The 21006-nt window shown below is 71.8% G+C and carries 25 protein-coding genes and 2 pseudogenes; 14 read left to right on the forward strand and 13 right to left on the reverse strand.

From position 1 onward, the window contains the following. Positions 1–132: 132 nt before the first annotated feature. A pseudogene (locus ABD207_RS25450) lies at positions 133–273 on the reverse strand (pyridoxamine 5'-phosphate oxidase family protein); the annotation flags it as partial. On the opposite strand from ABD207_RS25450, the gene ABD207_RS25455 reads away from it, so the two are divergent. Further along, positions 266–1420 carry a LysR substrate-binding domain-containing protein gene (locus tag ABD207_RS25455; RefSeq protein ID WP_425580822.1) on the forward strand — a complete coding sequence of 385 codons (1155 nt, stop codon included), beginning with the start codon at positions 266–268 and terminating at the stop codon, positions 1418–1420. The pseudogene ABD207_RS25450 and the gene ABD207_RS25455 sit on opposite strands and share 8 nt — an antisense overlap. Positions 1421–1456: 36 nt before the next feature. On the opposite strand, the gene ABD207_RS25460 is transcribed toward ABD207_RS25455, so the two are convergent. Continuing rightward, positions 1457–1927: a pyridoxamine 5'-phosphate oxidase family protein gene (locus tag ABD207_RS25460; protein ID WP_343998394.1), complete on the reverse strand. Its 471-nt coding sequence runs from the start codon at positions 1925–1927 to the stop codon at positions 1457–1459. A 146-nt stretch (positions 1928–2073) separates the two neighbouring features. On the opposite strand from ABD207_RS25460, the gene ABD207_RS25465 reads away from it, so the two are divergent. Further along, positions 2074–2763, forward strand: coding sequence for a cysteine hydrolase family protein (locus ABD207_RS25465; protein WP_344015465.1), 690 nt, complete (start codon positions 2074–2076; stop codon positions 2761–2763). 4 nt (positions 2764–2767) lie between these two features. Here the strand turns inward: ABD207_RS25465 and ABD207_RS25470 are convergent, their stop codons facing one another. After that, complete coding sequence (locus ABD207_RS25470; protein WP_344015466.1) at positions 2768–3247, reverse strand: Rieske (2Fe-2S) protein; 480 nt, start codon at positions 3245–3247, stop codon at positions 2768–2770. A gap of 191 nt (positions 3248–3438) precedes the next feature. Between ABD207_RS25470 and ABD207_RS25475 the strand changes: the two genes are divergently transcribed. Further along, on the forward strand, positions 3439–4203 hold the full coding sequence (locus ABD207_RS25475) for a HipA family kinase (RefSeq protein WP_344015467.1): 765 nt from the start codon (positions 3439–3441) through the stop codon (positions 4201–4203). After that, the gene (locus tag ABD207_RS25480; RefSeq protein WP_344015468.1) at positions 4200–4598 is read left to right on the forward strand and encodes a DUF3037 domain-containing protein; all 399 of its coding nucleotides are present in this window, start codon (positions 4200–4202) and stop codon (positions 4596–4598) included. Before ABD207_RS25475 ends, ABD207_RS25480 begins: the two co-directional genes overlap by 4 nt. 25 nt (positions 4599–4623) lie before the next feature. Here the strand turns inward: ABD207_RS25480 and ABD207_RS25485 are convergent, their stop codons facing one another. Continuing rightward, positions 4624–5199 carry an excalibur calcium-binding protein gene (locus tag ABD207_RS25485; RefSeq protein WP_344015469.1) on the reverse strand — a complete coding sequence of 192 codons (576 nt, stop codon included), beginning with the start codon at positions 5197–5199 and terminating at the stop codon, positions 4624–4626. A gap of 364 nt (positions 5200–5563) precedes the next feature. Between ABD207_RS25485 and fabG the strand changes: the two genes are divergently transcribed. The 5 genes from fabG to ABD207_RS25510 all read left to right on the forward strand — a co-directional run bounded on the left by fabG (position 5564) and on the right by ABD207_RS25510 (position 10451). After that, positions 5564–6325: a 3-oxoacyl-ACP reductase FabG gene (fabG, locus tag ABD207_RS25490; RefSeq protein WP_344015470.1), complete on the forward strand. Its 762-nt coding sequence runs from the start codon at positions 5564–5566 to the stop codon at positions 6323–6325. 12 nt (positions 6326–6337) lie between these two features. Then, positions 6338–7096, forward strand: a complete 759-nt coding sequence (locus tag ABD207_RS25495; RefSeq protein ID WP_343998387.1) for an SDR family oxidoreductase — start codon at positions 6338–6340, stop codon at positions 7094–7096. A gap of 237 nt (positions 7097–7333) precedes the next feature. Then, positions 7334–8920 carry an ABC transporter substrate-binding protein gene (locus ABD207_RS25500; RefSeq protein WP_344015471.1) on the forward strand — a complete coding sequence of 529 codons (1587 nt, stop codon included), beginning with the start codon at positions 7334–7336 and terminating at the stop codon, positions 8918–8920. A 90-nt stretch (positions 8921–9010) separates the two neighbouring features. After that, a complete protein-coding gene (ung, locus tag ABD207_RS25505) occupies positions 9011–9694 on the forward strand; it encodes a uracil-DNA glycosylase (protein WP_344015472.1) in 684 nt (227 codons plus the stop codon). A gap of 229 nt (positions 9695–9923) precedes the next feature. Continuing rightward, positions 9924–10451, forward strand: a complete 528-nt coding sequence (locus ABD207_RS25510) for a hypothetical protein (RefSeq protein WP_344015473.1) — start codon at positions 9924–9926, stop codon at positions 10449–10451. 209 nt (positions 10452–10660) lie between these two features. Here ABD207_RS25510 and ABD207_RS25515 read toward each other — a convergent pair whose 3' ends face one another. The 3 genes from ABD207_RS25515 to ABD207_RS25525 form a co-directional block, all read right to left on the reverse strand. Then, a complete protein-coding gene (locus ABD207_RS25515) occupies positions 10661–11149 on the reverse strand; it encodes a hypothetical protein (protein WP_344015474.1) in 489 nt (162 codons plus the stop codon). A 114-nt stretch (positions 11150–11263) separates the two neighbouring features. Further along, complete coding sequence (locus tag ABD207_RS25520) at positions 11264–11776, reverse strand: DinB family protein (protein WP_344015475.1); 513 nt, start codon at positions 11774–11776, stop codon at positions 11264–11266. Between the two features lie 166 nt (positions 11777–11942). Continuing rightward, complete coding sequence (locus ABD207_RS25525; RefSeq protein WP_344015476.1) at positions 11943–12533, reverse strand: TetR/AcrR family transcriptional regulator; 591 nt, start codon at positions 12531–12533, stop codon at positions 11943–11945. Between the two features lie 348 nt (positions 12534–12881). Between ABD207_RS25525 and ABD207_RS25530 the strand changes: the two genes are divergently transcribed. Further along, the gene (locus ABD207_RS25530; RefSeq protein ID WP_344015477.1) at positions 12882–13787 is read left to right on the forward strand and encodes a Gfo/Idh/MocA family protein; all 906 of its coding nucleotides are present in this window, start codon (positions 12882–12884) and stop codon (positions 13785–13787) included. On the opposite strand, the gene lnt is transcribed toward ABD207_RS25530, so the two are convergent. Both lnt and ABD207_RS25540 read right to left on the reverse strand, forming a co-directional pair. Further along, on the reverse strand, positions 13711–15273 hold the full coding sequence (gene lnt, locus ABD207_RS25535) for an apolipoprotein N-acyltransferase (RefSeq protein WP_344015478.1): 1563 nt from the start codon (positions 15271–15273) through the stop codon (positions 13711–13713). The two genes, ABD207_RS25530 and lnt, sit on opposite strands and share 77 nt — an antisense overlap. Positions 15274–15358: 85 nt before the next feature. After that, positions 15359–15847: a nuclear transport factor 2 family protein gene (locus ABD207_RS25540; protein ID WP_344015479.1), complete on the reverse strand. Its 489-nt coding sequence runs from the start codon at positions 15845–15847 to the stop codon at positions 15359–15361. Positions 15848–15946: 99 nt separating this feature from the next. Between ABD207_RS25540 and ABD207_RS25545 the strand changes: the two genes are divergently transcribed. Together ABD207_RS25545 and ABD207_RS25550 are read left to right on the forward strand one after the other, a co-directional pair. Next, positions 15947–16561, forward strand: a complete 615-nt coding sequence (locus ABD207_RS25545) for a DUF4291 domain-containing protein (RefSeq protein ID WP_344015480.1) — start codon at positions 15947–15949, stop codon at positions 16559–16561. A gap of 30 nt (positions 16562–16591) precedes the next feature. Next, positions 16592–17332 carry an SDR family NAD(P)-dependent oxidoreductase gene (locus ABD207_RS25550; protein ID WP_344015481.1) on the forward strand — a complete coding sequence of 247 codons (741 nt, stop codon included), beginning with the start codon at positions 16592–16594 and terminating at the stop codon, positions 17330–17332. A gap of 96 nt (positions 17333–17428) precedes the next feature. Here ABD207_RS25550 and ABD207_RS25555 read toward each other — a convergent pair whose 3' ends face one another. The 4 genes and pseudogenes from ABD207_RS25555 to ABD207_RS25570 form a co-directional block, all read right to left on the reverse strand. Further along, on the reverse strand, positions 17429–17608 hold the full coding sequence (locus ABD207_RS25555; RefSeq protein ID WP_344015483.1) for a hypothetical protein: 180 nt from the start codon (positions 17606–17608) through the stop codon (positions 17429–17431). A 67-nt stretch (positions 17609–17675) separates the two neighbouring features. Next, positions 17676–17807, reverse strand: a pseudogene (locus ABD207_RS25560) (undecaprenyl-diphosphatase); the annotation flags it as partial. Then, on the reverse strand, positions 17798–19198 hold the full coding sequence (locus tag ABD207_RS25565; RefSeq protein WP_344015484.1) for an integrase: 1401 nt from the start codon (positions 19196–19198) through the stop codon (positions 17798–17800). The gene ABD207_RS25565 and the pseudogene ABD207_RS25560, both read right to left, overlap by 10 nt. A gap of 443 nt (positions 19199–19641) precedes the next feature. Further along, positions 19642–20085, reverse strand: coding sequence for a hypothetical protein (locus tag ABD207_RS25570; protein ID WP_344015485.1), 444 nt, complete (start codon positions 20083–20085; stop codon positions 19642–19644). A gap of 184 nt (positions 20086–20269) precedes the next feature. Here ABD207_RS25570 and ABD207_RS25575 point away from each other — a divergent pair, with 184 nt between their 5' ends. Together ABD207_RS25575 and ABD207_RS25580 are read left to right on the forward strand one after the other, a co-directional pair. Next, on the forward strand, positions 20270–20566 hold the full coding sequence (locus ABD207_RS25575; protein ID WP_344015486.1) for a helix-turn-helix domain-containing protein: 297 nt from the start codon (positions 20270–20272) through the stop codon (positions 20564–20566). Further along, on the forward strand, positions 20526–20906 hold the full coding sequence (locus ABD207_RS25580; protein WP_344015487.1) for a hypothetical protein: 381 nt from the start codon (positions 20526–20528) through the stop codon (positions 20904–20906). Before ABD207_RS25575 ends, ABD207_RS25580 begins: the two co-directional genes overlap by 41 nt. The last annotated feature ends 100 nt before the right edge of the window (positions 20907–21006 follow it).

Raw genomic sequence — 21006 nt, forward strand, 5'->3', positions numbered from 1 at the left:
GGATTCCTCTCCGGCCCTGGACGGGACGGGGCCTTCGCTCACCGGGAGGGAAGGCCCCGCACATGCGGGTCACGAACCGTTGAGGCGCCGCCGTCAGGGATCCCGGAGGCGGTCAGCTCACGGAGTCACGCCTCACACATCCCGCAGGTACTGCGGGAGTCCGGTGCCCGGAGCCAGATCCGGGTCGGCGATCGGTGTGCCGTAGCCCTTGCGCAGGGGGACGACGCCGGCCCAGTGGGGCAGGCCCAGGTCCTCCGGCTCGTCGTTGACGCCGCTCATCGCCGGACTGCCGCTGCACCCGCTCGCCGGTACGACCCGCAGCTGGGCCTTCGTCCGCTCCGCCGCCAAGGCCTACGGACCCGATCTGCGGCTGGCGGTCCTCACCGGCGACCCGGTGACGGTGGACCTGGTGCGGGGGCGGCAGCGGCTCGGGCCGGGCTGGGTCAGCCTCCTGCTGCAGCGCGCCCTGGTGCGGCTGCGCACCGCCCGCACGGTCGGCCCCGAGGCGGTGGCGGCCTCCTACACCCGGCGCCGGGAGGCGCTGCTCGAGGCGCTGGCCCGGCGCGGGATCACGGCCCACGGCCGCAGCGGCATGAACGTCTGGGTGCCCGTCACGGACGAGACCGGCGCGGTGGCCCGGCGCGAGGCGGGGCAGCGGCTGCTCGCCAAGCACGGCCGGGGCGTCCGGCTCACCGACGCCGGACGGCTGCTCGCCGGGCACGCCGCGCGCATCCTCTCCCAGGTCGAGCTCGCCCAGGCCGACCTGGAGGCGCAGCGCGGCCAAGTCGCCGGAGAACTGCGCATCTCGGCGTTCCCCACCGCCGCCCGCGGACTGTTCCCGCTCGCCCTCGCCGCCCTGCGCGAGGAGCATCCGGCGCTCCGGGTGCGCTCCCGCGAACTGGAGCCGGAGAACGGCATCGCCGGAGTCGTGCGGGGCGATCTGGACCTCGCGGTGGTCCTCGACTGGTACAACAAGCCGCTGCCGCTGCCCGACGGGCTGGTCAAGGCACCCATCCTCGACGACCCGGCCGACGTCGCCGTCCCCGCCGGTCACCGGCTCGCCGGCCGCGACGAGGTCGACCTCGCCGAACTCGCCGAGGACGAGTGGATCACCTGGGGCGAGGGCGAGTTCTGCCACGAGTGGCTGATGTTCACCCTGCGCTCCAGGGGCGTCGAGCCCGTCATCGGCCACCAGGCCGCCGAGAGCCACACCCAGCTCGCCCTGGTCTCCGCGGGCCTGGGCGTGTGCATCGCCCCGATGCTCGGGCGCAATCCGCTGCCCGACGGCGTCGTCACCGTGCCGCTCAAGCAGCGGGTGCGCAGGCATGTCTTGGTCGTCTGGCGCGCGGACGCCGACCGCCGCCCGTCGATCCGGGCCGCGGTGCACGCGCTCCAGGAGGCGGGCAGGAAGGCCGGATGAGTCTGGCTGCTTCACTGCGCCCGGCTTTCCGACCGGCTACCGCACCGCGCCCAGCTTTCTGAAGTCCCAGGACACGATCTTCTCCGGGGTCAGCCGCAGCCAGGCGTGCCGGCCGTCGTGCGGCATCTCGTCCAGCCCGAAGTTCTTGCGGGCGAACAGCGTCTCGGGGACATCGAGTTCGGCGCACAGCTCACCGGTGCGCGGAATCTCGCCCACGAACTCCACCCGGCCCGACAGCTCCACCCCGCGCAGCTCCTCGTACTCCTCGCCGGTGTCCACCACGACCGCCACCCGCGGATCCCGGCGCAGCTGCGCCCACCGCTTGCTCCGCACCACCGAGTACAGCCACAGCGAGGTGCCGTCCCAGACGAACCACAGGGCGCTGACGTGCGGCATGCCGTCCGCGGACACCGTGGCGACCCGGCAGGTGCGCTGCGTGGTGAGGAACTCGTCCAGCTCACCGGGCGTCATCATGATCTTCCGGCCCCGGCGCTGCGTGGCGGCCATACGTCCCCCTCTTGTTCCCGTCCTGCTCCCACGTCGTGCCAGAGATGATCCTCTGACATCACGTCAGAGAAGGATGAGATGTCTTCCTTCCGCACGCAATCGTGACTAACCTCACCCCGCCCACCAGCCGACGCCCAGGGGGAACCGTGCCGTTACACACCCAGCTCGGCCACCCGCTCGACGCGGCCGGCACCGCCCTGCTCACCGTCGAGTGCCAGGAGGGCGTCGTCGGAGCCGGCAGCGCGCTGCCCGAACTCGCCGAGGAGGCCCGCTCCTCGGGCGCCCTCGGCAACATCGCCCGCCTGGTCGCCGCCGCGCACGCATGCGGCGTCCAGGTGCTGCACGCCGTCGCCGAACGCCGCCCGGACGGCCGGGGCGCCGGCCGCAACGCCCGGCTGTTCCGCGCCGCCGAACGGCTCCCGGTACGGCAGCTGACCGGCAGCGCCGCCGTCCGCGTCGCCGCCCCGATCGAGGTCACCGACGAGGACCTCGTGGTGCGGCGGCTGCACGGGCTCTCCCCGATCCAGGGCACCGAGGCCGACGCACTGCTGCGCAACCTCGGCTGCCACACCCTGATCGTGACCGGCGTCTCGGCCAATGTGGCCGTGCCCAACGCCGTGTTCGACGCGGTGAACCGCGGATACACCGTGGTCGTCCCCACGGACGCCATCGCGGGCGTGCCCGCCGACTACACCCGCGCCCTGATCCGCCACACCCTCGCCCTGGTCGCCACCCTGACGACCACCGGCGAACTGCTGACCCACCTGACCGGCCCGCCCGACGAGCCCGGCCCCGCGGACACCCGCGCCCGCCAGTGCCGTACGGTCCGGTACTGACCGGTCAGGCGAGCGTGATGGAGTCCCCGTTCACGGTGATCTCCACGGCGGGCAGCGGCTCGGGTGCCGGCCCGCCCTGCACACTGCCGTCGGCGATGGAGAACCTGCTGTTGTGGCAGGGGCAGTTGATGACCCCGTCGGCGATGCCTTTGACCACACAGCCCCGATGGGTGCAGGTCGCCGAGAACGCTTTGAACTCGCCCGCCTTCGGCTGCGTCACCACCACTTTCTTGTCGGCGAACACCTTGCCGCCGCCCTCGGGGATGTCCGCGGTGGACGCCAGGGCGGTACCACCGGCGGCCGCGTCGCCCCCGCCCGAACCCCCGCCGCCCTTGCCGTCCGAGCCGGCGCCCACCGAGGTGGAGCCGCCGTCGTCCGAGCCGGAGCACGCGGTCAGCGCGGCGGTGAGACCCGCCGCTCCGACCGCCGCCACGACGGTCCGACGCGCCGGTCCCGGTGCGGGCTGCTGCGATGCGCTGGTCATGCCGGGGACTTCCTTCCGGTCGGGTTCGCGATCCGGTCTCAGGTACGGCCCGCGGGCCCGCCCCGTTCACGATCTGCCGCAGCCGGACCGGCCGGGAGCAACAGGGAGGCAGGCCGGGCCCGGCCGCCGCACGCGCACGCTTTGGCCCCGGGCGCGCCCGACCTGCGGGGACACGCCAGTAGCCTGGGGCGATGCTCAAGGAAGTCACCGCCACCCGGTACATCGCGCCGCTGCGCGAGGGCGGCTCGCTGCCCGGACTGATCGAGGCCGACGACCTCGGCACCTACGTCCTGAAGTTCACCGGCGCAGGACAGGGCCGCAAGACCCTGGTGGCCGAGGTGGTCTGCGCGGAACTCGCCCGCCGGCTGGGACTGCGCGTGCCGCGCGTGGTGACCGTCGAGGTCGATCCCGTGCTCGGTCTTGGCGAACCCGACGAGGAGGTGCAGCAGCTGCTCAAGTCCAGCGGTGGCACCAACCTCGGCATGGACTTCCTCTCCGGGGCGCTCGGTTTCGACCCGCTCGCCTTCGACGTGAGCGCAGAGGAGGCCGGGCGGATCGTCTGGTTCGACGCCCTGGTGGGCAACGTGGACCGCTCCTGGCGCAACCCCAACCTGCTGCGCCGGCGCGGCGAGCTGTGGCTCGTGGACCACGGGGCGACCATGATCTGGCACCACAACTGGCCCGGCGCCGCCGCCCTGGCCGCCCGCCCCTACGACGCCGGCGACCACGCCCTGCGGCCCTTCGCCCCCGACGTGGCGTCCGCCGCGGCCGACCTCGGCCCGCAGGTCACCGAGGACCTGCTCGCCGAGGTCACCGCCGAGATCCCGGACGCCTGGCTGACCGGCGAGCCGGGCTTCGACACCCCCGAGGAGCTGCGCCGCGCCTACGCCCGGCCGCTGCTCGACCGCGCCCCCACCGTCCACCAGCGCATCCAGGGACTCGGAGGCGACCGATGAGCAACCGTCAGGCGAGCGGCCGCCATGTCTACGAGTACGCCGTGCTGCGTGTGGTCCCGCGCATCGAACGCGGCGAGTGCATCAACGCCGGGGTGCTGGTGTACTGCCGGCCCCTCGGGTTCGTCGCCGCCCGCACCCATCTCGACGAGGCCAGGCTGCTGGCCCTCGACCCGGACGTGGACCTGGCCGGGGTGCGTGCCGCGCTGCGGGCCGTCGAGCAGGTGTGCGCGGGCGGCGACGCGGCGGGCCAGGCGGCACGGGACGACGCCGGGCGGCGCTTCCGCTGGCTGATCGCGCCCCGCTCCACCATCGTGCAGCCCGGCCCGGTGCACACCGGGCTCACCGCCGACCCGGCGGCCGAGACGGAGCGGCTCCTTCAGGTGCTGGTGCGGTGACCGGCTTGCTGGTGCGTGAACGGCGTCAGGCGCGGCGGCGCCTGATCAGGTAGCCGCCCGCCGCGGCCGCGCTCGCCACGAACACCGCGCCGACCGCCACCTCCCAGGCGGCCGGTCCCGCGTCCGACGCGCCGCCCAGTCCGCCCGCAACTCCCCGCGGCGGGGAGGGCGCCGCCGTCGTGGGCGGCACGGCGGGAGCGCTGCCGGTGGCCGCGGTCGCCGTGGCCGTGGCCGGGGGCGCGGTGCGCGTGGGAGTGGATGCGGGGGTCGGGGTCGGAGTGCCCGGAGCGGCGGAGGTGGGAGACGTGGTGACCGGGGCGGGCGTGGGGGTGCCGGGCCGGGGGCGGCTCATGGAGGAGGTGTCGCCCTGGTCGTAGCGGCGGGGGAGTGCCTCGCAGGCGATGCCGTCGTCGGGACCCGCGTCCTCGTCCAGCCGGTGCGGATCACGCCGGTCCGCGTCGAACACCAGCTGGGCGTCCTCCTGCCAGCGGAAGTCACCGCAGTCCAGGTCCACATCGGGCCCGGCGTGCGCGGTGCCGGCCAGGGGCAGGGTCGCGGCGAGCGCGATCAGCGTGCCCAGGGCACCGGTGCGACGACGCATGACGCGCCTCCTTTCCCCTCGCGGGTGGCTCGCGTTTCGACGCTAGGGGCGGCCCGGCGCCGGGGCGCGCAGCCGTAGGCCGATCGGGTGCCGCGGACGGCCGGCGCGCGATATCGCCCCGCACCCCGACCGGTCAGGGCCGAAGCGAAGGGCGGGCCGAACCGAGCGAGGGGCGGTCCGGGCCGAAGCCAGAAGGTGGCCGGGCTGAGGGGGGAAGCGGCGGGGAATGGATCACAGACGCGGGTGTGCCGTTGACACCGGGTGCCAGGGCTTCTAGCGTCACGTCTGCTGAAGGTACTAAGCGGTCGCTCACCCATGGGTGACGGCCGCAGGAGCCGCATCCCAAGGGCGAGGAGAAGCAGCAATGTCCACCACTGAGCAGCGGGTCGCGGTCGTCACCGGCGCCGCGCGCGGAATCGGCGCCGCCACCGCCGTACGACTGGCCGCCGAGGGCCGCGCGGTCGCCGTGCTCGACCTCGACGAGGCCGCGTGCAAGGACACCGTCGAGAAGATCACCGCCGCCGGCGGCAGGGCCATCGCGGTGGGCTGTGACGTCTCCGACGAGGCGCAGGTCGAGGCCGCCGTCGCGCGGATCACCGAGGAGCTCGGCGCCCCCACCATCCTGGTGAACAACGCGGGCGTGCTCCGCGACAACCTGCTGTTCAAGATGAGCGTCTCCGACTGGGACACCGTCATGAACGTGCACCTGCGCGGCGCCTTCCTGATGTCGCGGGCCTGCCAGAAGCACATGGTGGACGCCGGCTTCGGCCGGATCGTCAACCTGTCGTCCTCCTCCGCGCTCGGCAACCGCGGCCAGGTCAACTACTCCGCCGCCAAGGCCGGTCTGCAGGGCTTCACCAAGACCCTCGCCAAGGAGCTCGGCAAGTTCGGCGTCACCGCCAACGCCGTCGCCCCCGGCTTCATCGCCACCGAGATGACCAAGGCCACCGCGGAGCGGGTCGGCATGGGCTTCGAGGACTTCAAGGCCGCCGCCGCCACCCAGATCCCCGTCGCCCGCGTCGGCGAGCCCGAGGACGTCGCCAACGCGATCGCCTTCTTCACCGGCGACGCGGCAGGATTCGTCTCCGGCCAGGTGCTGTACGTGGCCGGCGGACCCCTCGACTAGGAAGACCGGAACATGACTTCAGTGGAACTCTCGGGCAAGGTCGCCCTGGTCACCGGCGCCAGCCGGGGCATCGGCTACGGCGTCGCCGAGGCCCTCGTCGCCCGCGGTGACCGCGTCTGCATCACCGGCCGCAACGAGGACTCCCTCAAGGAGGCCGTCGAGCGGCTCGGCGCCGACCGCGCCATGTACGTCGTCGGCAAGGCGCACGACGAGCAGCACCAGGCCGCCGCCGTCGAGCGCACCATGGAGACCTTCGGCCGGGTCGACTTCCTGGTCAACAACGCCGGGACCAACCCGGTGTTCGGGCCGATCGCCGACCTCGACCTGAACGTGGCCCGCAAGGTGTTCGAGACCAATGTGATCTCTGCCCTCGGCTTCGCCCAGCGCACCTGGCACGCCTGGCAGAAGGACAACGGCGGCGCGATCGTCAACATCGCCTCCGTCGCGGGCCTCGCGCCCTCGCCCTTCATCGGCGCCTACGGCGTCAGCAAGGCCGCGATGATCAACCTGACCGTCCAGCTGGCGCACGAGTTCGCGCCCAAGGTGCGGGTCAACGCGATCGCCCCGGCCGTGGTCAAGACCAAGTTCGCCCAGGCGCTCTACGAGGGCCGGGAGGCGGAGGCCGCCGCGGCCTACCCGCTGGGCCGGCTCGGCGTGCCCTCCGACATCGGGGGCGCCGCGGCCTTCCTGACCTCCGAGCAGTCGGACTGGGTGACCGGACAGACCCTGGTGGTCGACGGCGGCATCTTCCTGAACGCGGGTGTCGCCTGAGCCGAGCGGCACCTCATGTGCTGACGCCGGTATCGGATGTGCCGGCGTCAGCACGATCCCGGCACGGGCGCCCTTGACGAAAACGGCGTCCGTGCCGGTGTATCGGAGCCGCACAGGACCTTTGACAACGTAGTCATCGGGCGTCTCGTCTCAAGGACCGTACGGAGTGCAGCCACCAGGCGGAACACTGCGGTAAGGTCTGCCGACCCTTGGTATGGCAGATCGAGGAGCGTGCGCGTGTTCAACCGGAACCGATGCCTGCGGCGCGTGGCGGCCATCGCGTCCATATCGGCGCTGGTCGCCGGCTGTGGCGTCCTGTCGTCCGACACCCCGGAGGACGAGGGACCGATCGTTGTCGGAACGACCAGTGCCCCCAGCACGCTGGATCCTGCCGCCTCCTGGGACGGCTCCTGGGAACTGTTCCGCAACATCTATCAGACCCTGCTGAGCTACCCCGTCGGCTCGTCCACACCGCAGCCGGACGCCGCGGAGAACTGTGAGTTCACCGACAGCTCCAACCGCGTCTTCCGCTGCGAGATGCGTGAGGGCCTGGAGTTCTCCGACGGCACCCCTCTCGACGCCAAGGCGGTCAAGCACTCCATCGACCGGATCCGCAGGATCAACGTCAACGGTGGCCCGGCCGGTCTGCTGACCAGCCTCGACCGGGTGCAGGTGCCCAACGAGCGCGAGGTCGTCTTCCACCTCAACCAGCCCGACGCCACCTTCCCGTTCGTGCTCTCCACGCCCGCCATGGCGATCGTCTCCCCGAAGGCCTACCCGGCGGACAGTCTCCGCAAGGAGCAGACCATCGTCGGCTCCGGGCCGTACAAGCTCGAGGCCTACGAGGAGGGCAAGCGGGCCGAACTCGTCCGCAACGACAAGTACAAGGGTTACGCGGAGCGCAAGAACAACGCGGTGACGATCCGCTACTTCCAGGACTCCGCCTCCATGGTCAAGGCGCTCCGGGACGAGCAGATCGACCTCACCGACCGCGGTCTGGCCGCCGCCGACGTCATAAAGCTCCAGGGCAAGACCTCCAAGGAGGAGGAGCTCCAGCTGGTCGAGGGCACCGGCGCCGACATCAGCTACCTGGTGTTCAACCCCAAGCACCCCTGGGTCGGCAAGAAGGCGGTCCGCCAGGCCATCGCCCAGATCGTCGACCGCGGGGCCATCGCGCACAAGGTCTACAAGGACACCGTCGACCCCCTGTACTCCATGGTCCCCAAGGGGGTGACCGGCCACACGACCGGCTTCTTCGACGACTTCGGCGAGCCGAGCGTCGACAAGGCCCGGCAGATCCTCACCGAGGCGGGCATCACCGAACCGGTGCCGCTCACCTTCTGGTACACCACCGACCGCTACGGCTCGGAGACGGCGCTGCTGTTCAAGGAGCTGAAGCGGCAGCTGGACTCCTCCGGCCTGTTCAAGATCACGCTCAAGAGCCGGCCCTGGAAGACGTACGTCACCGGCTACCAGAAGGGCGAGTACCCGGTGTTCGGCCGTGGCTGGTTCCCGGACTTCCCGGACCCGGACAACTACATCGCCCCGTTCGTCGGGAAGCAGAACGCGCTGGGCACCCCGTACGAGGTCACCGAGGTCACCGAGAAGCTGCTGCCCACCTCCCGCAGGGAGAGCGACCGCGGCAACGTGGTGAAGCAGTTCGAGGAGGCCCAGCAGATCCTGGTCGACGACGTCCGTCTGCTGCCGCTGTGGCAGGGCCGGCAGTTCCTGGCGGTGAGCCGGGACATCTCGGGCGCCGAGCGGGCCCTGGACCCGTCCACGATCATGACCCTGTGGGAGCTGTCCCGGAAGACCAGCTGGTAGAGCGGGGTAAGACCGTTCGCGGGGCGCGATGTCAGTGGTCACCGGTAGGTTCTGAGACCTGCAAGTGACCACGACCGTGAGGACGTTGACGTGACCGACATCGCCATGCTGCCCGAGTCCTGGCGCGGGGTTCTGGGCGACGAGCTGCAGCAGCCCTACTTCAAGGAGCTGACCGAGTTCGTCGAGGAGGAGCGGGCGAAGGGTCCCGTCTACCCGCCCCGCGAGGAGGTCTTCGCGGCGCTGGACGCCACGCCGTACGACAAGGTCAAGGTCCTGATCCTCGGACAGGACCCGTACCACGGGGAGGGCCAGGGGCACGGCCTGTGCTTCTCGGTCCGCCCCGGGGTGAAGATCCCGCCGTCGCTGCGGAACATCTACAAGGAGCTCAACGCCGATCTGGGCACGCCCATCCCGGACAACGGCTATCTGATGCCGTGGGCCGAGCAGGGCGTGCTGCTGCTCAACGCGGTGCTCACGGTCCGCGCGGGCGAGGCCAACTCGCACAAGGGCCGCGGCTGGGAGAAGTTCACCGACGCGGTGATCCGCGCGGTGGCCTCGCGGCCCGACCCGGCGGTGTTCGTGCTGTGGGGCAACTACGCGCAGAAGAAGCTGCCGCTGATCGACCAGTCGCGGCACGCGGTGGTCAAGGGGGCGCACCCCTCGCCGCTGTCGGCGAAGAAGTTCTTCGGCTCGCGCCCGTTCAGCCAGATCAACGAGGCGGTCGCCGCGCAGGGGCACGAGCCGATCGACTGGACCATTCCGAACCACGGCTGACTACCTCGGCTGACGCGGGCCGTGCCTCGGCAGATGGGGGCCGTCCTCGGCTGACGCGGGCCGTGGTCCGGTTTCCGGGTGCGGGACGCCGGCTCCCGCACCCCGTGCGTGATCATTCGGCCCACCCCTCACGGTGCGGCTGACCAGCATCGCCGTCCGCTGCCGTTAGCGTCGGAGCGGACAGCGGACAGCGGACAGCGGACAGCGGGCGAGCGGTGCGGAGGGTGCGGTGGCCGAAGGGCAGCGGCAGGTGGCGGCGGAGGACCTGCTGACACGGATCGGCCAGGTCGTGATGCTCCACCACGCCGGGGACCGGGAGGAGGCCCGGCACCGGCTGCTCGGCCTCTGGACGGAGCTGGGCGAGCACGGCGACCCGCTGCACCGCTGCACCCTGGCTCGCTGCCTCGCCGACACCCAGGACGACCCGGAGGCCGAACTGGCCTGGGACCTACGGGCGCTGACGGCGGCCGAGGAGGCGGGCGGCGACCGCGCGACCGCCGGTGAGGGAGCCGTCGCCGTGCGCGCCCTCTACCCGGCCCTGCACGTCGACCTCGCCGCCGACTACGCCCGCCTCGGCCGCCCCGACGCGGCCCGCGTACACCTGCACCGCGCCCGCTCGGCGGCCGGCACCCTCGCCGACGACCGCTACGGCGCGGGGGTGCGCAGCGCCATCCGGCGCCTGGAGCGGAGGCTGGGCGGGGGCAGGGGCGACGGCGGGGGCGAGGGGGCGGCCGGGCCGCCGAGGCAGCGCCTCTGACACCGCCGGGTCCGCCGATCTGCGCTGGCAGCGCTCCAACACCGCCGGGTCCACCGACCCGGCATGGCAGCGCCCCACGCCGCCAGCACTGCCGATCTGCGCTGGCAGCGCTCCAACACCGCCGGGTCCACCGACCCGGCATGGCAGCGCCCCTGCGCCGACGGGTCCGCCAACCCGCCCGGTTGCGTTCACACACCGCCCGGCCGCGGTCATCTGCCGTAGGCGTTCCGGCAGATGGCCGCCTCCGGGCTGTCAGCGCGCCAGCCGCCGTAGCGCTTGCCCAGGCCGCAGATGTCCGGTGTGCTGCGCAGGTCCCGGCGGGCCTGCTCCGGGATGCCGGGGAGGTCCGCCGGAGGACGGCCGGGGGTCCGGTCCGGCCGGGGCGTGGCGCGGGGCCGGTGCTGCGAGCGGTCGTCGGCCGGCGCCGTGACGCCCGGTGCGGGCGTGGCCTGGTTGCCGCGGGGTGACAGGGAGGCGGGAGCCCCGGTGGGGCGGCGGGAGGGGCCGGCCATCTCCAGGGCCTCACGGGCCGGTGCCTGCACGATCTGGGGACCGGTGCGCCCGTCGGAACGGGCGAGCGGTGACTGGGCGGGGGCCGCAGGTCCGGGTGCGGCGGGACGCTGCACCGTGACACAGCCGGTCAGGGCCGACAGGGCCACGGTCACTGCGAGCGTCGCTGCGGTCGTCGTTCGATGCACCCGCGTCACTCTGCTGGTTCCGGCGGCCTGGCGAGGGCCGGACGGGCACAGGATGCCCCGCACGGGTGATCTCCGCCCCCGGACGGAGGCGCCGCCGGTCCTCCGGGGTGACGGTCAGTCGCCGGTGGCGCCGTCCAGCCGCTCGCGGATCAGGTCGGCGTGGCCGTTGTGCCGCGCGTACTCCTCGATCATGTGGGTGTAGATCCAGCGCAGGCTGACCGGGCCGCCCGCGTGCCGGCTGTGGCCCTTGGAGAGGTCGTCCAGGGCGAAGCCCGCCGCGTTGCGCCGGGCGACGGCGATCTCCTCCTGCCAGGCCGTGTCGGCCTGCTCCCAGGTGTCCGCATCGGTGAGATGGAACTCGCCGTCCGGATCCGCCTCGCTGTAGAAGATGGGGCCGGGGTCGTCGTCCACCAGCACCCGGCGGAACCAGGCCCGCTCCACGTCCGCCATGTGCCGCACCAGCCCCAGCAGGGACAACTCGGAGGGCGGCACTGCCGCGGTGCGCAGCTGCTCGTCGGTCAGGCCCGCGCACTTCCAGGCGAGGGTCTGGCGGTGAAAGTCCAACCACCCCTCCAGCATGGTGCGTTCATCGGCATCGGCGGCGGGTACGCGGCGCTCGGTCGTCATGGAGGCATCCTCTCCCGCGGGACACCTGGTCTCCAGGCGTTTTCCGGATCCGGGCGGGCCAGGCACCTCCGATCCGATCGGTTGAGGCGTTTCGGCTCCGAGCGGTTCAGGCGTCTCGGTTCGGAGTGGCGCTCTCGGACACGCAGGCGTGATCAGTGCTGGAGTCTCAGCTCCCGGTCATCCCCGCCAGCAGCTCCCGCAGGCTCTCCCGCAATGCGGTGAGGTCGGATACCCGGGCGCTGTAGGACCCGGCCACGCAGGAGAACATCAGCCCGTCCGCCCAGGCGATCAGCGACAGCGCGTGCCGCTCCGGATCCGGGGAGCCCAGCGCCGTGACGAGCGCGACGACCTGGTCGAGGAAGCGGGCCCCGGCAGCGTCGACGTAGGCGCGCAGCTCCGGACGGCGGGTCGCCTCCAGGGCCAGTTCGTAGCGGGCCGGCGTGAGATCGCGGTTGCGGGTCAGCGCGCGGTGGGTGGCGAGCGCGAGGGCGTCCACCAGGGAATCCGTCCCGGCCGCCGGGTCCGGCATCTCATCCAGCGCGAGCACCCGCGCCTCCCGGTCGGCGAGCCGTCGCACGGCCAGCTCCAGCAGGGCCTGGCGGGTGCGGGCCACGTTCGAGGTGGAGCCCTGCGGCAGTCCGGCCGCCACATCCACCGCCCGGTGGGTCGGCCCGCGCATCCCGCGCTCGGCGAGCAGGGCGGGGGCGGTGTCGGCGACGAGACCGGCGCGCGCGGCGCCGGCGGAGCGTACGGACATGGTGGTCGAAGTCCCTGCCGCGCTGCGTTCGACGACCGGGCCGGCAGATGCCGCCGGGCCGGCAGGGCGCCGGGCTCCCCCTCGACTGGCTGGTCTCGGCGGCCATCACTCTAGGCCATGCCGCGAGCGAGGAGCAGGCCGCGCCGGCTGTCCGCCGAGTCCGCACGGGACGCGGTGCGTGTCAGTCTTCTCCGCATGCTCTGTGCCTCGTCGTAGTGATGCCCTTGACCGGCTGCGTCTCGACGATCAGTGTGACCGGGCAGGGAAAGTTCTTTCCCGGATCCGCCCGGTGATCCGGAGATCCGCCCCGTGATCCAGATGAACCCCCCCCGTAGAGGAGACCACCCAGTGAAGGTCGGCTGCATCGGACTCGGTGACATCGCGCAGAAGGCCTATCTCCCGGTCCTCGGCTTCCAGCCCGGCGTCGAGCTGCACCTGCAGACGCGCACGCCGGAGACCCTCGCCCGGGTCGCCGACAGCATGCACCTGCCGGACGGGCAGCGCCACGCCGACCTCGACTCCCTGCTCGCGCAGGACCTCGACGCCGCCTTCGTGCACGCGCCGACCGCGGTCCACCCGCAGATCGTGACCCGGCTGCTCGAGGCCGGCGTACCCACCTACGTGGACAAGCCGCTCGCCTACGAACTCGCCGACTCCGAGCGGCTGGTGCGGCGCGCAGAGGAGCGCGGGGTGAGCCTCGCCGTCGGCTTCAACCGGCGCTACGCCCCCGGCTACACGCAGTGCGCGGACCACCCGCGCGAGCTGATCGTGATGCAGAAGAACCGCGTCGGGCTCCCCGAGGAGCCGCGCACCATGATCCTCGACGACTTCATCCATGTCGTCGACACTCTGCGCTTCCTCGTCCCCGGACCGGTCGACGACATGACCGTGCGGGCCCGCGTCGTGGACGGGCTGCTGCACCACGTGGTGCTCCAGCTCGCCGGGGACGGCTTCACCGCCCTCGGGGTGATGAACCGGCTCAGCGGCTCGGCCGAGGAGATCCTGGAGGTGTCCGGCCAGGACACCAAGCGTCAGGTGGTCAACCTCGCCGAGGTGATCGACCACAAGGGCCAGCCGACCGTGCGGCGTCGCGGCGACTGGGTGCCGGTGGCCCGGCAGCGGGGCATCGAGCAGGCGGTGCTGGCCTTCCTGGACGCGGTGCGTGCGGGCAAGCTGCTCAGCGCCCGGGACGCGCTGGCCACTCATGAGCTGTGCGAGCGCGTGGTCCGGGCGGTCCGGGAGCCGTCCGCCTGAGGCGCACCAGGGCCGCGGTCACGGCCCAGGACGCCAGGATCAGCAGGGCGACCCGCGGCGGCCAGTCGCCGAAGCGCACATAGGGCGTGGTGCCGTGGGCGAGCGGAACCTCGTACACCTGGGTGGTGCTGGCGTCCGTGCCCAGCCACGGGCCGATGCGCTGCCCGCTCGGCCCGTACACGGCCGACACACCGGTGAGGGTGGCATGCACCATGGGGCGGCCGGTCTCCGCGGCCCGCAGCGCGGCGAGCGAGGCGTGCTGCTCGGGCGCCCAGCTCTGCTGGAACGTCGACGTGGAGGACTGCGCGAGCAGCAGGTCGGCGCCGTCCTCGGCGAGGCTGCGGCTCATGTCGGGGAAGGCGGTCTCGAAGCACACCATCGGCCCGAACCGCAGCCCGCCGCCCGACTCCATCACCACCTGCCGGGTGCCCCGCATCCGGTCCTCGCCCGCCGCCTTGCCGACGGAGGTCGCCCAGCCCAGCAGGGAGCGCGCCGGGATGTACTCGCCGAACGGGACCAGCCGCATCTTGTCGTAGCGGTCCCCGGTGAGCCCCTCCGGCCCGACCAGCACCGAACTCTTGTAGATACCGGGCCGGTCGACCCGCCGCGCGTCGACATTGACCAGGATCTCCGCGCCCGTCTCCCGGGACAGCGCGGCCAGCCGGCGCGCCAGGTCGGTGCGGGCGGTCAGGTCGAAGCCGACGCTGCTCTCCCCCCAGACGATCAGGTCCACGTCCCGGCCGCCCAGCTCACGGGTGAGGCGCTCCTCGAGGGCGAACCGGGCCCCGGCACCCGCCGTGACCACGCCCGGCTGCACCACGGCGAGGGCCACATGGTCGTCAGTGACGGGACGGGGCGACCACACCCACGCGGCGGACACGGCCACCGCCACCAGCGCCAGCCCCGCCACCGCGGGCACCCACGCCCGGCGCAGGGCCACCAGCACGGCCACGGCGACGTTCACCGCCACGATCAGGAAGCTCGGCAGCCATATCCCGCCCACCGACGCCAGCCGCAGCGCCGGCTCCACCTGCCACTGGCTCGCGCCCAGCACCCCCCAGGGGCCGCCGAGCCCCTGCCAGGAACGGACCAGCTCGATCGCCAGCCAGCCCGAGGGGAGCACCAGCAGCGCAGCCGCCACCGCCCGCCCCGACGGCACGCCGCCCAGCAGCCGGCGCACCAGCCGGCCCCACGGCGCCCACAGCGCTCCGAGCAGCGCGGCGATGACGAAGGTGAACACATGCAGGTTCGGCAGCAGCCAGTGATGCATCGCCAGCATGAAGCCGAACCCGCCCCACCAGCCGTCCCGCAGCGCCCACCTGCCCGTGGGCGCGCCGCGAGCCAGCAGGATCCACGGCACCAGCGCCACATGGGCGAACCACCACAACCCCGGGGCGGGGAAAGCCAGGACAGGCAGGGCGCCCGCGAGCGTGGCGGCGACCGCACGCCGCCACGGGGATGCGAGCCACTGGCCGAGCGTCTTCATAGGCGCCTCTCTACCCCGAGCTGCCTCCAGTGTGCGTCCCGGCGGTGATCCGCGACAGGGCGCGTCGATCAGCGGGGGTGCCCGCTCAGTCGACCACACCGGCGGGCCGCCGGCCGGGAAGGCGCCGCCACTTCTCCCGTACGACCACCTCGCTCAGCCGCCAGCCGTCCCGGGTGCGCACCATCGCGAACGCGTACCGGCCGCCGCACACGAAGTCGGGCGCGGCCGGGACACCGTCGCCGCCCGTCCCGGCTCCCATCGGGGTGACGTAGTCGGCCTGCACCTGCGCCGTGTCCCCGGTGTCGTGCTCCCAGATCCCGAACCGCACCCGGCGGTTGACGATCAGATGCTGGCGCAGCGGAAACGCCGCGAGGCTCTCCGCCAGCCAGGCAGCCACCGCGCCGGCGTCGCCCTCCACACCGCCGGCCGAGCGGTAGTCGGCCCGCCCGTCCTCGGCGAACAGCCCCCGGTACGCCGCCCAGTCCCCGTCGTCCACCGCCACCGCGTACTCGGTGACCAGCTCGTCCACGGCCAGCCGGTCCCTCACGGTCGCGAGCTCCACACGCTGCGTCATCGGCACAGTGTTGGCCATGACGGGCCCGGAGCCAAGGGGGCTGCGCCGACCGGAAAAATCACTGGCCGCCTGTGGCAGCGGGCGGCGAGCCTTGACGCCATGGAAGACCGACCGACCGGCCGAACACGCCCGCGCTTCGAGGTACGGGCCCGCCACACCGACTCCACCGTCACCGTCTACCAGGCCTACCGCCCGGACATCGGCCGCCCGGCGGCCCGCGACGGCCGGTTCCCGCCGTCCTGGCGCCGGGAGCGGATGACCTGGATCAAGCCGACGTTCCTGTGGATGATGTACCGCTGCGGCTGGGGCACGAAGAGGGACCAGGAGACCGTGCTGGCCCTGGAGATCAGCCGGGAGGGCTTCTGCTGGGCGCTGCGCAACGCGTGCCTGTCGCACCATGTGCCCGCCCTGCACGGTGACCGGGCCGACTGGCAGCGGCGGCTGCGCGAGGCGCCCGCACGGGTGCAGTGGGACCCGGAGCGGGACTTGCATTTCAACCCGCTGCCGTACCGCTCGCTGCAGCTCGGACTCGGCGGGGAAGCGGTCGCGCGGTACGCCGACGAGTGGATCGTGGGCATCGAGGACGTCACACCGCTCGCCGCCGAGATCCGTGCGCGGGTGCGCGCCGGTGAGCTGGAACGGGCTGCCGCCGTGCTTCCCGACGAGCGGCCGATGCCTCTGGGCGACGAAGTGCTCGGTCATCTGCGAGCCTGAGATGACGCGCCCCGTCACCTGGAGGAAGTCATGAAGCGTCTTGTCACCGTGGTCACCGGGGGGAGCCGGGGGATCGGGGCCGCCACCTGCCGGCGGCTCGCGGCCGAGGGGCACGACGTGGCCGTCGGGTACGTCCGGGACCCGGACGCGGCCGAGAAGGTGGTGGTCGAGGCGCGGGCTGCCGGGGTCCGGGCCGTCGCCGTCCAGGGCGACACCTCCGTCGAGGCGGACGTGGACCGGCTCTTCGAGGTGGCCGAGAGCAGGCTGGGGCCGGTGACCGGGCTGGTGAACAACGCCGCGGTGACCGGGCCGCTCGGCCGGTTGGCCGACGTCGACACCGGCACGCTGCGCCGGGTCGTGGACGTCAATCTGGTCGGGACGCTGCTGTGCGCACGACGGGCCGCCCAGCTGATGACGCCCAGGGGCTCGGGCGTGATCGTCAACATCTCGTCGGGGGCCGCCACCCTCGGCAGCCCCGGTGAGTATGTGCACTACGCGGCGACCAAGGCCGCCGTGGACGCGCTCACGGTGGGGCTGGCCAAGGAGCTCGGGCCGGAAGGGATCCGCGTCAACGCGGTCGCGCCGGGCGTCGTCGACACGGAGATGCACGCCGCCATGGGCGCACCGCACCGGGCGCGGAAGATCGGTGCCACGGTGCCGCTGCGCCGCGCGGGGCGGGCCGACGAGATCGCCGCCGCCGTCGCCTGGCTGATGTCACCGGAGGCCTCCTACACCACGGGGGCGGTGTTGCGGGTGGCCGGGGGACGCTGAGCGACCGGCCGGAGGGGTCCAAGGGAATCAGAGGGGGCACAGGGGCACAGGGAACACGGGGTCACGTGGGCGGTAGGGCAGGAGGAGCAGGGGAGCTCAGGCGACCTCGACGACCCGGTTGCGGATCGCTGCCGCCCATTCGATCACCAGAAGCTCGTACTCCGCCCGCTCCTGCGGGGACAGCGAGCCGCCCGCCCGCAGCCACAGCGCGCGTATCTGCTCGTTGACCTCGGCAGCAGGCCGCACCGGGCCAGGGGTCGTTAATTCGGGGGACATGCGGACAAGCCTAGGGCCAGGGACTGACAGTGCGCTACCGGACGGTCACAGCGCCGCAAACGCTCGGTCAGTGCGCCGGTTCCCCCGCGTCGGGGCTGAGCGCACCGGTGCCGACCAGCGCGATGATGACGATGCCCAGCGCGATGCGGTACCAGACGAACGGCATGAAGCTCTTCGTGGAGATGAATTTCATGAACCAGTCTCTGTCTGCGCAGACTGTGCGGCCTTGACCTGCGCATTCATCCACTCCCCAAGATCCACTGGGAGAGGAGTGGGAGACGACGGCGCCCAGTCGCTAGGGAGAGACTCAACGAACCGCAGCCACCGCCCCTGGAGCGTATCGGCAATCCGCTGCTCCATGGCCGGGGTCACATTGGCGTACAGACCCTCGACGCCGGCCACCTCGTGCCCCATCCGCGACTCGCTGGCGATCCGGCTGTGGCCGTCCTCGTCTAGCCACTCCTTGTGCCCGTGGCGCAGCAGGTACAGACGCTTGCCCGCCCAGTTCTTCACGGCGGGGATCTCGGGCAGGGGGCGCCGCGAGGTCACTGTCTGCACCCGGCCGCCCCGGACACGGGTGAACGTCTCAACCTCCGGCTGGCCGTCCGCGATCTTCCGCCAGTAGGCGTAGGAAAAGTTGGCGTTCGCCAACTCCCCGCCATTGATTGACGGGAACACCCACTCGCTGTCATGGGACTTCAGCAGCAACGCCAGGAGCTCGGCGAGGAACTGAGGCACCACCAGGGTTCGCCGGCTTCCGTACTTCGGGGGGAACAGCTTGAGCTCGCCGTCCTCGTCCCGCTGGTGCTGCCACTCCACCCGGATCGCAGGCATCGGCTCCTCACCCGCGTACCGCTCCATGTCCTCCTCGTACCGCACCTCCTCGGCCGGGTCGTGCCGCGGGTCCGTGGCGGGCCACCCAGGGTGGCAGTACTCGCGGCGCAGGGCGTACAACTCGCCGGGCCTCATCCCGGTGAACGCCATCGTCAGGATGAACACGTAGCCGGGAAAGCCCCAGTAGGTGAGGGCGTTGCACGCGAGTTGGTGCACGTCCTCGATGCGCATCTCCCGCTTCCGTTCGCGGGGCTTCTTCTTGTACCGGCCGCGGCGCCGCTTCTTCTGGACGGGGGAGGACAGGCGCAGGCCGTCCTCGACCGCGTCGTCCATCATCATGCTGAAGACGCCGAAGATCTCCCGGCTGTAGTCCTCGCCGATGTTGGGCTGGTCCTCGAGCCACATCTTCCATGCGCGCACGGCGGATGCCTTGATGTCGGCGATGGCTGTGTCGCCCCAGCGTGGTTCGATGTACAGGCGGATCATCGATTTGAGGGCTCTGCGCCGTAGGTGGCCTACGTCCTGCGTGTCGGGCCAGGTCTTGCAGTACTCGCTCATCGGAAGCGAGCCGTCGCGGCGGGAGATGTAGCGGTCGTTGCGGACGTCGGATTCGCGGTCGAGGCCGTAGGCGATGGCCTCGTCGCGGGTGGTGAATCCGCCTTGGCTGTCGTAGAGCCAGCGGCCGGTGACGGGGTGTTTCTTGCCGGTGTTCCACCGCACCCGCCATGTGTTGCCGCGCTGCTCCGCGTAGGGCATGCGCCATCCCCCCAGATGTGCGTGAAGTCGCGGATGGGCCGGCGGGCACCCCTGCCGCCGGCCTTCTCCGCGTGCTGACCGTCTCTACTGTGCCTTGCCGACAGGGCATTCAGCGCAGCTTCGGCAGTCGATCCCCTGTCCGCGCATCAGTCGTCGAACGCGCGCCTGAATCGCGCGGTCGTGGGCTGCTGCTGGGGTCAGGATGCAGACGATCTGCTTTCCCGTCGTCATGACCTGTGCCTCGAAGCCAGGTCTGTCGACAGTGACCACAGTCGCCATAGGCCCCCCTTATGTCGCCCTATCGGAGAACCCCCAGGTGGGCGCCTAGCGTCACATAGTCATCACGCGCACGGGAAGGCTTGTTTGAAATTTCATCCGGTCCGTGAGGTAACGTTTCGGTTACAGCGAAAAGGTTGTACGGAGAACAGCGCAGATCAGGCGGGCTAGGGGACGAGGCCGCGCCTTCGCAATTCCTCCATGACCTGTTCACCTAGCTCCTGGATCTGCCGGCCGGTCAGCTCGGGTGCGACGAGCATGGCGGAGCGGGTGACGGCGTCGGGGATGCCTTCGCTCAGGGTGTCGGAGTCGAGGCGCTTGATCTGCCCACCGTCGATGAGTTCGGTGCCGTCGTCGAGGACGACGCTGTCCGCGGAGCCGTCGAGGACGGCCTTGCAGGAGCCGGCGCGCAGGCCGAAGCCGACTTCGAGTTTGGCGTAGGTGGTTGCGCGGACGCGCTGGGCGTCCTCGATCTTCCAGTAGGTCATGTACGCGATGCCGCAGGTCTTGGCCGCGCTCTCTTTGGTGAGGCCGAGTTGGGCGCGTCGCTGCGCCACGAGGGCAGCGAGTCGCTGCAAGTGGCGGGCGGTCTGATCGCTGGAATGCGCCATACCGCAATCATGTCAGCTACCTCTAGCTACCGCTATACGCACCTGTGTACTTGGCGTGATACGCAGGGTGATCGCCCGGTTTCGAACGCTCAAACTAGAGGTTCCTGGAAGAAACTAGAGGAATCTCGAAGTTACTCATGCGTACATCTAGTTTGCATCTAGATCCGTGCGCTAGTTTCTAGGCATGGAAAGACCCCAACCCACCGTGCAGGTGGACGGGGCGGCTATCCGCACCCGCCGCAAAGAACTCGGCCTGAGCAGGAACGAGTGCGCGACGGCCGCCGGAATCTCTGGCCCCTACCTCAGCCAGATCGAAACCGGCGCCCGCCGCAAGATGCGGCCCCCCACATACAAGCGCCTGCGCACCGCCCTGCAGATCCAGCGAGACGACCACCGACTCCTCGCCCCACCGCCGGAGTCACAGCACAGGAAGGACACCGATGGCAGCCATCGAGGCGCCGGACGCCCCCACCCCGAATGACGAGGCCGGCCTCGCCGAGTACTACGACGTCGGCTGGGCCGCCGTGAAGCTCGGCCTGAAGACCGAAGCGGAGCACCTCGCCGGCAGCAAGACCGGCGAGAAGTGGCTGCGCGACGGCTACAACCGGCCCAGCGACGGCAGCAAGGGCCGCCAGTTCCCCGGCCGTTACATGGCCGGCCGCCTGAAGTTCACCGAGGACGACCTCGCCGTGATCGCGCAGATCGCGTTGGAGGAGTCCGAGGCGAAGCGCCAAGCCCGCGAGAACGCCCGGCCCCGCCCGTCGACCGGCCGGCCGCGCCGCACCCGCACCGCGAGGAAGCCGGCGCTCGCCGGTGCCTGACCTCCCGTGAAAACGCCGAAGGGCCGCCCGCTTTGACCGGCACGGCGACCCCCGATCGGCGACCCCTACACACACCTCGACAGGAGAGAAGAGAGGGGCC

Origin of the sequence: Streptomyces thermospinosisporus (genome assembly GCF_039526425.1) — a bacterium.
Classification (GTDB): Bacteria; Actinomycetota; Actinomycetes; order Streptomycetales; family Streptomycetaceae; genus Streptomyces; species Streptomyces thermocarboxydovorans.

Bases quoted from the DNA above. Each gene is read 5' to 3' on its own strand.
- ABD207_RS25495 (WP_343998387.1), top strand. From the start codon at position 6,338: ATGACTTCAGTGGAACTCTCGGGCAAGGTCGCCCTGGTCACCGGCGCC.
- ABD207_RS25575 (WP_344015486.1), top strand. From the start codon at position 20,270: ATGGAAAGACCCCAACCCACCGTGCAGGTGGACGGGGCGGCTATCCGC.
- ABD207_RS25580 (WP_344015487.1), top strand. From the start codon at position 20,526: ATGGCAGCCATCGAGGCGCCGGACGCCCCCACCCCGAATGACGAGGCC.
- ABD207_RS25470 (WP_344015466.1), bottom strand. From the start codon at position 3,247: ATGACCAGCGCATCGCAGCAGCCCGCACCGGGACCGGCGCGTCGGACC.
- ABD207_RS25565 (WP_344015484.1), bottom strand. From the start codon at position 19,198: ATGCCCTACGCGGAGCAGCGCGGCAACACATGGCGGGTGCGGTGGAAC.
- ABD207_RS25545 (WP_344015480.1), top strand. From the start codon at position 15,947: ATGGAAGACCGACCGACCGGCCGAACACGCCCGCGCTTCGAGGTACGG.
- ABD207_RS25550 (WP_344015481.1), top strand. From the start codon at position 16,592: ATGAAGCGTCTTGTCACCGTGGTCACCGGGGGGAGCCGGGGGATCGGG.
- ABD207_RS25570 (WP_344015485.1), bottom strand. From the start codon at position 20,085: ATGGCGCATTCCAGCGATCAGACCGCCCGCCACTTGCAGCGACTCGCT.
- ABD207_RS25485 (WP_344015469.1), bottom strand. From the start codon at position 5,199: ATGCGTCGTCGCACCGGTGCCCTGGGCACGCTGATCGCGCTCGCCGCG.
- lnt (WP_344015478.1), bottom strand. From the start codon at position 15,273: ATGAAGACGCTCGGCCAGTGGCTCGCATCCCCGTGGCGGCGTGCGGTC.
- ABD207_RS25475 (WP_344015467.1), top strand. From the start codon at position 3,439: ATGCTCAAGGAAGTCACCGCCACCCGGTACATCGCGCCGCTGCGCGAG.
- ABD207_RS25540 (WP_344015479.1), bottom strand. From the start codon at position 15,847: ATGACGCAGCGTGTGGAGCTCGCGACCGTGAGGGACCGGCTGGCCGTG.
- ABD207_RS25525 (WP_344015476.1), bottom strand. From the start codon at position 12,533: ATGTCCGTACGCTCCGCCGGCGCCGCGCGCGCCGGTCTCGTCGCCGAC.
- fabG (WP_344015470.1), top strand. From the start codon at position 5,564: ATGTCCACCACTGAGCAGCGGGTCGCGGTCGTCACCGGCGCCGCGCGC.
- ABD207_RS25520 (WP_344015475.1), bottom strand. From the start codon at position 11,776: ATGACGACCGAGCGCCGCGTACCCGCCGCCGATGCCGATGAACGCACC.
- ABD207_RS25480 (WP_344015468.1), top strand. From the start codon at position 4,200: ATGAGCAACCGTCAGGCGAGCGGCCGCCATGTCTACGAGTACGCCGTG.
- ABD207_RS25460 (WP_343998394.1), bottom strand. From the start codon at position 1,927: ATGGCCGCCACGCAGCGCCGGGGCCGGAAGATCATGATGACGCCCGGT.
- ABD207_RS25555 (WP_344015483.1), bottom strand. From the start codon at position 17,608: ATGTCCCCCGAATTAACGACCCCTGGCCCGGTGCGGCCTGCTGCCGAG.